The organism is Thiothrix caldifontis, assembly GCF_900107695.1.
Taxonomy (GTDB): Bacteria; Pseudomonadota; Gammaproteobacteria; order Thiotrichales; family Thiotrichaceae; genus Thiothrix; species Thiothrix caldifontis.
In genome coordinates, this window is record NZ_FNQP01000014.1 from 32,695 (window position 1) to 45,322 (window position 12,628).

Annotated in this window: 14 protein-coding genes; 8 read left to right on the forward strand and 6 right to left on the reverse strand. The window is 47.2% G+C overall.

Annotated features, from left to right (window positions below; all coding sequences use genetic code 11):
* Nucleotides 1-13 precede the first annotated feature (13 nt).
* Nucleotides 14-604, forward strand: a complete 591-nt coding sequence (locus BLV87_RS12250) for an NUDIX hydrolase (protein WP_093069083.1) — start codon at nucleotides 14-16, stop codon at nucleotides 602-604.
* Nucleotides 605-826: 222 nt separating this feature from the next.
* Here BLV87_RS12250 and gcvA read toward each other — a convergent pair whose 3' ends face one another.
* Nucleotides 827-1,789, reverse strand: coding sequence for a transcriptional regulator GcvA (gene gcvA / locus BLV87_RS12255; RefSeq protein WP_093069084.1), 963 nt, complete (start codon nucleotides 1,787-1,789; stop codon nucleotides 827-829).
* 43 nt (nucleotides 1,790-1,832) lie between these two features.
* On the opposite strand from gcvA, the gene BLV87_RS12260 reads away from it, so the two are divergent.
* The 4 genes from BLV87_RS12260 to BLV87_RS12275 all read left to right on the forward strand — a co-directional run bounded on the left by BLV87_RS12260 (nucleotide 1,833) and on the right by BLV87_RS12275 (nucleotide 6,756).
* The gene (locus BLV87_RS12260; RefSeq protein WP_093069085.1) at nucleotides 1,833-2,978 is read left to right on the forward strand and encodes a glycerate kinase type-2 family protein; all 1,146 of its coding nucleotides are present in this window, start codon (nucleotides 1,833-1,835) and stop codon (nucleotides 2,976-2,978) included.
* Between the two features lie 43 nt (nucleotides 2,979-3,021).
* Nucleotides 3,022-3,825: a ferritin-like domain-containing protein gene (locus BLV87_RS12265; protein WP_245707019.1), complete on the forward strand. Its 804-nt coding sequence runs from the start codon at nucleotides 3,022-3,024 to the stop codon at nucleotides 3,823-3,825.
* Between the two features lie 102 nt (nucleotides 3,826-3,927).
* Nucleotides 3,928-5,706 carry a transglycosylase SLT domain-containing protein gene (locus BLV87_RS12270; protein WP_093069092.1) on the forward strand — a complete coding sequence of 593 codons (1,779 nt, stop codon included), beginning with the start codon at nucleotides 3,928-3,930 and terminating at the stop codon, nucleotides 5,704-5,706.
* Nucleotides 5,707-5,811: 105 nt separating this feature from the next.
* A complete protein-coding gene (locus BLV87_RS12275) occupies nucleotides 5,812-6,756 on the forward strand; it encodes a hypothetical protein (RefSeq protein WP_093069093.1) in 945 nt (314 codons plus the stop codon).
* A gap of 48 nt (nucleotides 6,757-6,804) precedes the next feature.
* Here the strand turns inward: BLV87_RS12275 and BLV87_RS12280 are convergent, their stop codons facing one another.
* The 5 genes from BLV87_RS12280 to BLV87_RS12300 all read right to left on the reverse strand — a co-directional run bounded on the left by BLV87_RS12280 (nucleotide 6,805) and on the right by BLV87_RS12300 (nucleotide 11,197).
* Entirely contained in the window at nucleotides 6,805-8,382 is a 1,578-nt protein-coding gene (locus BLV87_RS12280; RefSeq protein ID WP_093069094.1) for a N,N-dimethylformamidase beta subunit family domain-containing protein, read from the reverse strand.
* 413 nt (nucleotides 8,383-8,795) lie between these two features.
* Complete coding sequence (locus tag BLV87_RS12285; protein ID WP_093069095.1) at nucleotides 8,796-9,407, reverse strand: exosortase H-associated membrane protein; 612 nt, start codon at nucleotides 9,405-9,407, stop codon at nucleotides 8,796-8,798.
* Nucleotides 9,404-9,919 (reverse strand): exosortase H, encoded by a 516-nt coding sequence (xrtH, locus tag BLV87_RS12290; protein ID WP_093069096.1) that lies wholly within the window; start codon nucleotides 9,917-9,919, stop codon nucleotides 9,404-9,406. The genes BLV87_RS12285 and xrtH overlap by 4 nt, the downstream gene beginning before the upstream one ends.
* A 76-nt stretch (nucleotides 9,920-9,995) precedes the next feature.
* Entirely contained in the window at nucleotides 9,996-10,307 is a 312-nt protein-coding gene (locus tag BLV87_RS12295; protein WP_093069097.1) for a hypothetical protein, read from the reverse strand.
* A gap of 50 nt (nucleotides 10,308-10,357) precedes the next feature.
* Nucleotides 10,358-11,197, reverse strand: a complete 840-nt coding sequence (locus tag BLV87_RS12300) for a serine/threonine protein kinase (protein ID WP_093069103.1) — start codon at nucleotides 11,195-11,197, stop codon at nucleotides 10,358-10,360.
* A gap of 251 nt (nucleotides 11,198-11,448) precedes the next feature.
* On the opposite strand from BLV87_RS12300, the gene rpsF reads away from it, so the two are divergent.
* The 3 genes from rpsF to rplI are packed head-to-tail and all read left to right on the forward strand — an operon-like array spanning nucleotide 11,449 to nucleotide 12,549.
* Nucleotides 11,449-11,838 carry a 30S ribosomal protein S6 gene (gene rpsF / locus BLV87_RS12305; RefSeq protein ID WP_093069104.1) on the forward strand — a complete coding sequence of 130 codons (390 nt, stop codon included), beginning with the start codon at nucleotides 11,449-11,451 and terminating at the stop codon, nucleotides 11,836-11,838.
* 24 nt (nucleotides 11,839-11,862) lie between these two features.
* Nucleotides 11,863-12,090 (forward strand): 30S ribosomal protein S18, encoded by a 228-nt coding sequence (gene rpsR, locus BLV87_RS12310; RefSeq protein WP_093069105.1) that lies wholly within the window; start codon nucleotides 11,863-11,865, stop codon nucleotides 12,088-12,090.
* 12 nt (nucleotides 12,091-12,102) lie between these two features.
* Nucleotides 12,103-12,549, forward strand: coding sequence for a 50S ribosomal protein L9 (rplI, locus tag BLV87_RS12315; protein ID WP_093069106.1), 447 nt, complete (start codon nucleotides 12,103-12,105; stop codon nucleotides 12,547-12,549).
* The last annotated feature ends 79 nt before the right edge of the window (nucleotides 12,550-12,628 follow it).

Here is a 12,628-nt window from a genome sequence, read left to right on the forward strand (position 1 = left end):
GGCAGCCAGCACCATGAACGCCATTGACCAACTGACCCCAACCGACATTATGCAGCGCTTACAACAACGTGGCGCAGCGACGCATGATGTCGCGCTGGATGCGTGTCGCGAAGCCGGGGTGTTAGTGCCGTTTGTACGCATGGATAATGCTTGGCACTTGCTGTTTATTCGCCGCCCTAAGTCGGTGCGTGATTATCACAGCGGGCAAGTCGCCTTTGCTGGGGGCAAGCGTGACCCGGAAGATGCCGACCTGACCGCCACGGCTTTACGTGAGGCACACGAAGAAATTGGTATTTTACCGCAAGATGTGAAGATTTTAGGGCAACTCAGCCCGCACCATAGCGTGAGCCGCTTTCAAATTGTGCCAACCGTTGCCAGTGTCCCTTGGCCTTATGAATTGATACTCAGCCCGCAAGAAGTAGCCCGTGCCTTCACCATTCCGCTGCATTGGCTCGCACAGCCTCAACACCACGAAATACGCTACCGACAGTTAACCGACGTACCTAAACCGATACCGATTGTGTACTTTCAGGAATACGATGGGGAAGTTTTGTGGGGGGCGACGGCGCGAATTACGCTGTCATTGCTGGCTTGCTTGCAATAAGCGGTGTAGAAAGATACGCCCACAGCAAGAACATGAGGAGAGAGAGGAGGAGGAGAGAATCCCTCAATGTCCGTGCGCTGTGGGCGCTTGCAGATGATTCAGAAGCTAGGAGGAGGAGAGAGACTCTGAACCATTCATATTGCAATGCAGCAAATAATAGGGATTTCTCCTTAAACACACAAGCTACTATTTCTCAACTTTATGGTTAGAAAACCTTACCTCTTAACTTATCAAATCGTTTTGTGCCTGAGCTTCTGCTAACAGCCATTCCACAAACACATCACTGGCACGTTGATTCACTTGTATTTGCTGAGGGCGAAATACGTAGTAGGCATGTTCTAATGGCATGGGTAAATCGAAAGGAATACACAAGCGACCCGTTTCTATATCCGATTGCGCGAGGAGCTTAATCCCAAGCAATACCCCCTGCCCGTCGACAGCAGCATCCAAAGCAAGCGACACATGGTTAAAATGCAGCCCCCGGTTAGCATTAACACCGACCACCCCTTGTAATTTCAGCCACTTTTCCCATCTGGGGTGTCCAACATAATTGGTATCATCATGCAGCAAGGTATGAAAGGCCAAATCCTCAGGCACACGTAATGGGTGTGGATGCTCAGTACTAACTAAAACCGGGCTGCATACAGGTACAGCAGATACCGCAAACAGCCTCTCAACGCTATCCCCCGCATACAAACCTGCACCAAAACCAATGACGACATCGACCTGATTTTGACGGAAAAACGTATCCATCACCCCCCCTCCTTGCTGAAGATCCGCATCCACCAAACCAACATTACTATTGATTTGCATATCAATTTCAGGGTGTTGGCGAGAAAAACGGTGTAAGCGCGGAATGAGCCATTTAGATGCGAACGACGGTGCAGCACACACTGTAATGCGTTCACTGTGAGCTTCACTGCGCATCAGGTGTACCGCATCAGCGAGACAGTCAAAACCTTGACGTAATTTAGGCAATGCAGCTTCCGCCCCCTTGCTGAGAATAATGGTACGATTTTTACGTTCCAACAAAGCAAAGCCGAGGTAATCCTCCAGAAACTTAATCTGATGGCTAATCGCTGCGCGAGTCACATTAAGCTCTGCCGCCGCCTTGGTAAAACTCAAGTGACGGGCAACAGCTTCAAAAGCTCGCAAGGCATTCAGTGGGGGGAGTTGTTGTGACATGCTATGATTATGCCTTATTCACTTAAGAAGAACACACAAACCAATGCCCGATTATCGCACTCATCTATTAGAAATTTATGCCACAGGGCTTGCTGCGGTACAAGGCGAACAAGCCGTTTATCAAGCACTCAACAAACGCGGTAAGCGGCAACCCTGTCATGTCATCGCCATTGGTAAAGCAGCCGAGGCAATGTTATTAGGCGCACAGCGCTATTTACAGCAACACCTACACAGTGCACTACTGATTACCAAACCGGGGCATGTCACTGCTACACACCCCAGCTATGTTAATATTATCGAAGCAGCTCACCCCATTCCTGATGAATCATCCTTAGCGGCGGGCGCAGCACTCCTCACATACCTGCAAAATCTTCCAGCAAATGAGCCCGTGTTATTCCTCATTTCCGGTGGCACATCCAGTTTAGTCGAAGTGTTAAATACCGACTGGACTTTGGCAACACTACAACAAACTACCCAAGAAATGTTAGCCAATGGTGCCGTCATCAGTGAAATCAACGCCATGCGTCGCACCCAATCACTGATCAAAGGTGGCAAGCTGTGGCACTATATCGGCGAACGCCCTGTCTCCTGCCTACTCATCTCTGACGTACCCGGTGATGACCCAACGGTGATTGGCTCCGGTTTATTATTTCCTGCACCGCACGACGATTTTGACTGGGAAATTATCGCCAGCAACCGTCAAATGTTAGAAGCCATTGCCGCCGCAGCCACGACCAACGCAGCGCAAGGCTGGACACAGGTTCTCCTCATGCCTGATTTTCTCGAAGGTGATGCGGAAGTTGTCGCGCACTGCTGTATCGAGCATTTACGAGAAAACCCGCCCGGCCTCTATATATGGGGGGCGGAAACCACCGTACAGCTCCCGCTTAACCCCGGACACGGTGGACGCAATCAACACTTAGCCCTTGCTGCCGCTCTCTATTTACGCCCCAACGATACTATTTTTCTGCTAGCGGCCGGTACAGATGGTACCGATGGCGTCACGCCCGACACCGGCGCATTGGTGGATGCTGGCACTATCATGCGTGGCAAATACAATACACTTGACCCATTAGCTTGTTTACAAGCAGCAGATGCCGGTACATTCCTTGCTGCCAGTGGTGACCTGATTTATACAGGGCCAACCGGCACCAATGTGATGGATATTATTCTTGGCTTAAAATTCTAAAGTGATCATGCAAAATCTCTACAACGCAGCACATACCTGCTTAATGCAAACCGATATAGCCCAAAAGCTAAGCTGTGCTCAACAGCTTTATACCGCATGGAAAAATGGTGAATTGTCGCGTGATAATGCTAACGCTCCTCTAGTGGAAACCATTTTAATTCCGGGGCGACCTACAAAGCCTGAACTTGTGCATCCCAAACAAGTCAAACAACGCAAGCTCAATACGCCAGAAGGACAACGTGCCTTATTGCACGCCGTTGCTCATATTGAATTTAACGCCATTAATTTAGCACTGGATGCGGTATACCGGTTCCGCGACTTACCTGATGCTTACTACGGTGATTGGTTACAAGTGGCTGCGGAAGAAGCCTACCATTTCAGCCTGTTGCAGCAGCGCTTAATGGAGGTTGGGTGTGCGTATGGCGATTTGCCTGCACATAACGGCTTATGGGAGCAAGCCTGCAAAACTGACCATGATGTCTTAATACGCATGGCATTGGTTCCAAGAGTATTGGAAGCGCGGGGGCTGGATGTCACGCCCGGTATGATGCAGCGCCTACACGAAGCTGGAGATACGCAAACCGTTGCTATTCTTGAGATTATTTTGCGGGATGAAATCGGGCATGTACGTATTGGCTCGCACTGGTTTCATTATTGTTGTGCACAACGTGGGTTAGAGCCAGAAGCCACGTTCCGTCAATTATTGCGTGATGCATTACCTGCACCATTAAGGGGGCCGTTCTATACCGAAGCACGTTTACAAGCAGGCTTTAGTGCCACAGAGCTGGAACAGTTAATCGAAATGGAAAAAAACTGGGGTGAGGACGCCGCTTGTCGGAGGGAATAGCCATTACCTAACAGGATACAAGCATTCATGGGTATTTTCCGGCAAAATTCGTGACATTGGCCTACATTAATCGTAGGGTTATTCAAAGAGTGTCTTGTCATCATGAAAAAAATAGAACACAAATGGTTGGGTGTCTTACTAGCAGGTAGCCTGCTCGTTTCGCCGATTAGCTTATATGCAGGGGATGCACCACGTTGCCTTAACGACAGTGCTAAGATATTAAATAAAGAGGCTGATCGTTATCATGCTGCTATAAAAAAAGCAGCTAATCGTTACAGTGTCAACCCCGCATTGATAAAAGCTGTCATCGCAACCGGCAGTTGTTTTGAACACAGTCAGGTCTCGCCGGAAGGCAGAATTGGGCTGATGCAACTTATGCCAAATACCGCCAAACGTTTTGGGGCTATGGATGTATTTGACCCAGAAGCCAATATTGATGCCGGTACACGGTATCTCAGTTATCTATTGAGGCGCTACCAAGGTAGCTTAGCGGAAGTGTTTGCCGCGTATGCAACGGATAGTGGCACTGTTTGGCAAGATGCCCCCCCCCAAGCACCTTTCGCGCAAACTCAGAAACCCGTTAATCAATTATTAACGATGTTATTAAAATTTGAGAGCAATAAAAAAGCGCATCGTCAGGCACAAACACTGGTGAAACAGTGGTCTAAGAATCCCCAAGCTTACCAAACAGCTTTGTTAGCCCTACCACAACCTGATACCAAAATGGCTAAAACATGGTTTAAGTCACGTTTGGCAGCCGTACATTACCCACGCACCCCTGAAGCCAGAGGGTGTGGTGGCTTTAGTGCCAAAACATTGCAAGCCAAAGCAGCTCCCTATGAAACGATTATTCAACAGGCTGCTAAACGACATGGCGTGAACCCTGCCCTAGTCAAATCAGTCATTGCAGCGGAAAGCTGTTATCGGGAAATGGTCGTATCGTACAAGGGGGCATCAGGATTAATGCAGCTCATGCCGGAAACCGCCGCAGAATTGGGTGTACTGGATATTTTTGACCCGCAAGAAAATATCAATGCCGGGACTCGCTATTTGAGTTGGTTGCTTAAACATTATAATGGCAGTGCCACCCATGCGATTGCTGCCTACAATGCCGGAGCAGGCAGAATACCTCAAGGTGAGCCTGTCACGATCTCATTCACCGAAACCCGTGGTTATATCCGCAATGTCTTAACCAATTTAACCAAATTAGAAAAAGGCAAGCAATCCATCGCCAATGCTCAACTGTTACTGGCTGGTTGGGAACAAGCCGATTTGGAATACCGCGCAGCATTACGGGGTGAAACCCTGACGGTTGCTCAAACAGACCAAGCACCCGTTGCTACAGATCCTTTACAGCCTAACAATCTCGCGACACTAACGTTAGAACCCACACCTGATATGGCGGCGACTGTAGTACCCAATGAACAGATTTCACTGGCTGCTATGCCAACCGACACGCCCCCCAACGTGCAACTGATCTCCGCTATTGACCAAGGCATTGTCAGGGTGAAACACATCAATACCGTCGCTATTCTACCGGCAGACAACCCCGTCGTGCCGGAACATGAGGCAACGGCTATAAGTGCACCGGTTGAGTTCGTGCCGAGCAATGAGCCAACGCCCCAACTACAACCCAGCGCCCCGGTATTACCAAACTGTGATGCGTTACCGCCTGCGCTGTTTTCACAAACTGAACAGCGGGGCAGTGGGCGCTATGCTGCTTTCTTCTACCTTGTCCAGACAGACGAAACGCTGCAACAAATTGTGGTTAAATTAGGTGTTAGTCCAGAAGAGGTTACACGCCTGAATAAAATCCCTCCCACGGGAATCCTTAACCCCGGTAGTCAGTTAAAAGTTGCCGAGTGCACTAGAAGTTTGTAAGCCATTGAGGTGAAATTTTCAGTGTATTTCACCACATTTTGGTAGAATGCTCTGATGGAAGAAAGTCTATCATTTGTTGTTACGCTCGAAGGGGGTGCTCCCTCGATGCAACTTGTTGTGCTCGAAGGCTATAGCCACCCTGATCGCATTATGGAAATCCCGTTTGGATTACTGGATTTTCGATCCTTGGTGCGCAGTGCTCAAGCTACTGGTGATTATTGGATTGTCAATACCACACCAGATTTACCAGAGTTTCAGGTCGAATCTGCTATTTTTGTGCGTCATCGCGATGGCAAAATTCTCTGGGATATCGTGTTTGAACACTACGAACCATTTCTGGATATTGAGTTAGCGGCTGACGATGAAGAAGAACCGCTGGAAGAATTTGATGAAAATGTCATTACACTGAGTTTCGACCCCTTTCAGTATGTCAGTGCACTGTACCAGTTTTGCCAGCTTTATCCGCAATTCAAACCTGTTACCTTCCAAGCGAAAGCATCGGATGAACACTTACGCCTAGAACAATTCTTGCCTCAGTTGCACATCCTCTGGCGACGGTATGGCGAAGAACATGGCGCGGTTAGTTCTGATGGACTATTGATCAGCGAAACCGATACTTTTGCTAAATATGCGGAAGAACAATGGACAGATGAAGTTCTCCGCGCCTTACTGGAAATGCGGTTTGGTAAGATTCTGGGCAATATTGATGACTATTTGAATTCATTGCCCAGTGATGTATTGACCAAACTGGAAGCAGATAGTGTCAGCATTGAACAAGCTTTGAATGAACGCTGGGAAAAACTGGCTAACTCACTCACAGAAGAAGAAGCTGAGGCATTAGAAAACGACCAAAGCCAGAGCAAATTCCCTAACAGTTTGAAATTGCGCTTAATGCGCGAGTTTTTAGCGGGAAACCCGTCGGTATTACTAGGACATGCACACGTGGCAGGCAAACGCAGCGACACCCCGGATAAAGTCATTAGCTTAGAGTCTTGGAAAAAAGATAAAGATTCACTGACTAACCAGCAACAATCAACTCATGACGAATAGCGAGAAACTGCACCTCAATTTGTGGTGCAGTCCCTGCTTGATGGGTTTTTAACGCTTACGTGCCTTCAACCCAACGGCAACCATCAGTCCCAGTAATAATGAAGCCAGTGGGAAACTACCACCGCCGCCACTGCTACCTGTTGGCAGTGTGACTGCCGTACTCGTACCAGCATCTGTTGTACGGCTTTTTAGACGGTTAATAACATTTTTAGTAATACGCCCAACGATCTGGTCATTTTGTATGTATTCGCCCCAGTCAATCGTCGGAGCAACAAACACTGTGCCACTATTCGCAGAAGGTTTGAAAATCCCTAAGGTTCCCCACCCTTGACCATTATGGTTATTAGGCACAACCCCCGGCACTCCTGTAGGAGAATTAATAGCAAACGCTGGAGTTGTCGCCAAAATCTGGAAATTAGTGGGCGTACCGTCTTCACCCGTCACCACTGGTTTTCCATTAACCATTTTAAATAGGGCACCGTCTACCTCATAACCAACGACGCCTGAATCACGCCCGAAAACACTGCTATTACCCAGACCTGTACCCTCGAAAATCCAGTGCGATGCATCTGTCACTGTGAAACCACCATTAGGGTATACAGACGTACCTTCTTGATAATCTGCATATCCCCCATGGCGGAAACTAACCCCCGTCGAGAGATTCTCAGGCCGGTTAACCGGGCTATTAAACCAGTTAACCGTCACCCGACTGTTGTCATTCTTCAATGGATCATTACTAGCATTTTTGTAACAAATCATGTGCTTGTTGTCAGCGCTGAAACGCACCTGCCACCACATGGTATTGCCACTGAGGTTTGCCGCATTACCACCAGCAGCTAAATAACTGTCCCAGTTATCCCGCATCTCTTTTGACCAGTACTCATTGTGACCGACCAAAATCACCAGATTATAATTGTGCAATAGTGAAGGATCTCGGTGCAAATCCATCATCGAAGCGGCTTCGTAAGCAATACCTTCTTTATCAAGCCAAGAAACAAATCCCACATGCTCCGCCCATTGTCCACGCCCTGTAGGGCGTTCCATCGACACCACAGGAGCCGCCGGACCATCCGAGTTAAACCCATACATGGATTTTCCACCGATAGGCGAGTAAGCAATTTTAGTCGGCAAGCTATCAAGCACTAATACCTTAGAATGGCTGCCCGGCTGTGCCGATTTAATCGTAAAGAAATCCGTGTAATTGCCACCTTGTGCATTGACTAAATTAAGCTCATAAATGCCACTCTGCCAATTGGCGGGAATGCCAACAGAATATGCGCCCCCCCAATTCAAGCCATCATAGCTCCCAACCGTAGGGTTGTAGTTACCCGCCCCACTGAATGGAACCGTTTGCAATGTGGGGTTAGAGTAACCTGCACGTCTGAGGCGTACTTCAAAATTACTGGTCGTGCTGGCAACATGCACCTTCATTTGCCCACCTGTCTGCACGACACCTGCCTCAAGATAGCCACAAATCTCCGTAAAATTGTCACCGTTTTTAAAATCACAAGACACTGCCATAGCGTTGCTAGACACTAGGAGGGAAAATAAGCCTGCAATACCCACTAATATGGTAGAGGATTGGCAAGGTGTGCTGCGAACGTGGCTGGATAAGCGCTGAATCATAATTATCATCTCCAAGATCACTCACCATCGAGCAATCTTTGCTTTACTTGGGGTTATAAACGTATTTATTGTATTACAACCCCATAAATTTGCACGTCATTAATATAAGATTCAGACAACAGGAGAAATTTTTATGATAAAAAGCAAGAACGGTGGGGCTGCTATGCTGCGAACGGTGATAAACCATTCAGTGTTAAAATAACGTTCAATAATACCAAAGCAGCCATAATTGCCATTGCAACATATAAATTTTTAATTGATCGTTCCATACTAATATACCTGATGACCGAAGGCTCTAAAAAGCGCGAAGTAGACCCTATCTTACAAGTATCCTCAAGCTGGATTGGTAACTCATGTGCTGGGGTTTTCCCTTAAAAACCCTAGATTTGAATGATTTTCATGCAAGACACGCTTTAGCGATCCAATGTTTGTCTTAATTGTGGTGCAAGGTGCATCAAGAAGTCCCGATTTAGTGCAACCCAGATAATTAATGGTGCAATCATTGGCAGTAACAATGTCCCTACTTGATACCCAAGTGCAATGAGGTCGGCAGTTACAGGAGAGATGCTTTGTTGCGTTTGAAATGAGACACCAACATCAAAGGTCAAAGTTTTTAGCACACTAAATGTCATGCTGAAAACTTCAGTCGGCAACATTATGAGTATACCCCATAATAGATTCTGCCACTTGCGCGAGCTAGGTGTCGCCAATATCAAAGCTGCCAATAATGGCAAACTGTAGCTATAAATCAGTGGATTCAGGTGAAAACCCAAGACATCATCGTCCACTGGTGGAGACACAACAGCACCACTAACATCATGTCCAAAGTTAGATGCCAACACTAACATATGCCCATCTAACCGCAACCACATTAGCGCATCAGGTACTAACCACCCCAACAGTTTGCCAGTAATCAGCGTAACCGGTGCAAGGTGAAAACCTGCGGTCATGTACCAAATAAAGAATGTCAACGGAAAGAAAATCAAAACACCTAACATGAAGCGCTGCAAAGGTTTACCCATCATGCTATCGCCTCTGCTGGTTGTTGTGGCGGGGTGGTTTGCCCTGGCAAATAACGAATCCAAATCAAAAATACCACCAATGCATCCAACATGATCAAGGCTTGCCAAATATACAAGTGTGCCCAATCAAATAATGCTTGGCTCCATTGACCCAAGTAAAATAGGCTAATAATGCGCAACAAATTCATGCTTTGAATAGCGATGAAGCCCCAAAACAGCCCCGTAAGCTTGTAACGTAACGGCGCAGGAAAAGCGATAATAGCCGCCAGCAATACAATCATGGCCTCAACCCCATTACACCCTGGCTCAATCGACACGGCAAAACCGTTCAAGGTACTACGCACCACCTTACCCGTAGTTGCCACATTCGGGTCAAACGCTGACATCAGCCAACCACTTATATCGGCTAGCAAACTAGTCCAAGGAAGAATAATGGCTGCCTGCACGGGTTGGAGCATTTCAACCCCAAATAAAATGCCTTGCACTAATAGAAAAAACAGAAGGAAACGTAGCATAGCCCACTTTCTTTTAATTTTTATAGAAGCATCATTTTAACTGATATCTATATGGATGGGTAGCCCACCCTACCACTCAAACTTGGCGAATGGTGATGTTGCCAACTGTCGTTGATTTGTTACAAGTACCACAACGCTTGCGTGTAGCACATTCACTTTTCATGATGCAGTGCCCAACCCAAAATAAACCGACGCCACAAGCGATGCAGACAGAAACAAACATCCAATTGATGTCTTGATGACGTTGAAATTGGAGTAAAGCACCCATAACACCGATGCCCACTAGCAATAAAAAAGCCACCCATCTAGCAACACGCATGAAATAAAACACGACGGATTGTTCGCATTCCAAAGCTTTTGAATTAATGCATTTTGCTTGTTTTTTCATAATGTGGAACTCCCAATTTTAATTGGTCAAAATAACGTGTTTCCCCATCTCTATTGTTGTTGTGTTAGTCGCGTTATATTCTGCAATAATCGTACCACGGCTTCTACGGACTCTAACCTGTTTTCAGGAAACTTTGCCAATAAACCATTTATCAATGGCTGATAAGCAGACAACGCCTCCGGCAAGCGAGGAATGGGGGCAAGCGCATGTTTTTTCAAGAGTTCTGCCAAAGAACCTGACTCGTAAGGCTTATGACCAACCAATAACTCATACAGTATTACCCCTAGGGCATACAAGTCTGTGCGCTCATCGGGTGGGTCGCCTATAATCCGTTCAGGGCTAATATAGTAAGGTGTGCAATAAATTTCGTCTTCTCGCAGAAAACCGGCGGCAACTAGCAAACGTGTTTCCAAGCCAAAATCCAACAATGCTAGGGAATTATCAGCACGCACCAAGATATTAGAGGTTTTAAGGTCTTGGTGCAGCAGCCCAATACTGTGTATCACGCCCAGAGCCACCGCGATTTCCTCAAACCAAAACAATGCTTGTTGCAGAGAAGGCAATGGCATTTGTGCCAAGCATCGCCGCAATGTTTCGCCCTGCACATATTCCATGACCATATAAAGTGTACCGGACGACATACCTGCATCCAACGGCCTCACCAAGCCACGATGCGCTAACAAACTTAGGGCTTTACTTTCCATGAGAAATTCATCTACTAAGTCTGGAGCCAGCCCAGTCGCATCAAATTTAAAACGCTTGATAGCGACCGGCAATCCACTAGGACTATTTGCCAGCAAAATGATGGCGTTTTCGCTTTCATGCAATACGTTTAAATATTGATAGCCCGGCAACGCTAGCGGATACCGTTCCAACCCTCGGTGCTTCACGCAGCTATTCCTCTGTTTTGGCTCATCAGCCCTCGCTCATTATGATTTTTGACAAACATCTATCTTAAGAACAGTGTAGGACATTGATAAGCGATATGCCGTTCTACCTGATTGCAGCAGGGGAATCGCAGCCAAAATGAATTGACAAATTACCCTCCGCACTTGATAATTTCGCGCTTTTCTATGGGCAATTGCCTTAGATCCTTGCCTCACCGTTAGTGGGAGGCTGTTTAACCCGAAAGGAAATCGTCATGAGACACTATGAAATTGTCTTTCTGGTCCACCCGGATCAGAGCGAACAAGTACCTGCGATGGTAGAACGCTACCGTAGTATGGTGCAAGAAAGCGGTGGTGCTATCCATCGTTTGGAAGATTGGGGTCGTCGTCAACTGGCCTATCCCATCAACAAGCTGCATAAAGCACACTACGTGCTGATGAACATCGAATGTGGCGCGGAAACACTGGCTGAATTGGAAAGCATTTTCCGCTTCAACGACGCGGTTATCCGTAACGTCACCATGCGTATGGATGCGGCAGTCACTGAACCTTCTCCTTTGAGAAAAGACGGTGAAGCACGCCCAGCCAAGCGTATGCGTGAAGAAGTCCTGTCCGATGATGACGATTCATCTGACGACGAATAATTACGGTTGATCTGGAGATAGTTTATGTCACGTCAATTCCGCCGCAAAAAATACTGCCGTTTCACGGCTGAAGGCATCACCGAGATTGATTACAAAGATCTCGACATCCTGAAAAGTTTTATTACCGAAACCGGTAAAATCGTACCTAGCCGCATTACAGGTACTAAAGCGATTTATCAGCGTCAACTGGCAACCGCTATCAAGCGTGCGCGTTTCCTCGCGTTGCTGCCATACACTGATCAGCACAAGTAAAAGGTGAGTACGATGCAAATCATTCTTTTGAAAAAAGTGGAAAATCTCGGCACATTAGGTAGCGTTGTATCAGTGCGCCCTGGTTATGCCCGCAACTTCCTGATTCCGCAAGGCAAAGCCAAAATGGCGACCAAAGCCAATCTGGAAGCATTTGAAGCCCGCCGTGCTGAACTGGAAGCTGAAGCCGAAGCAATTTTAGCGGCTGCACAAGCGCGTCGCGACCAACTGTCCGACATGGTTCTGACCATCAAAGGCAAAGCGGGTAATGAAGGCAAATTGTTCGGTTCGGTTTCCAATATCGAAATCGCCGAGGCGATCCAAGCTGCTGGCATTGCGATTGAACGACGTGAAATCCGTATGCCGGATGGCGCAATCCGTCACTTAGGTGAATTTGAAATCGGCATTCACTTACACGCTGAAGTGGATACTGCCATCAAGGTTGTCGTTGAAGCAGAGTAATCGCTGATTCAATCATGTCTGATGCGATGCCCCGTAATGCTGGAAAGTGTTGCGGGGCATTTTTTTTAACGCTCAACGC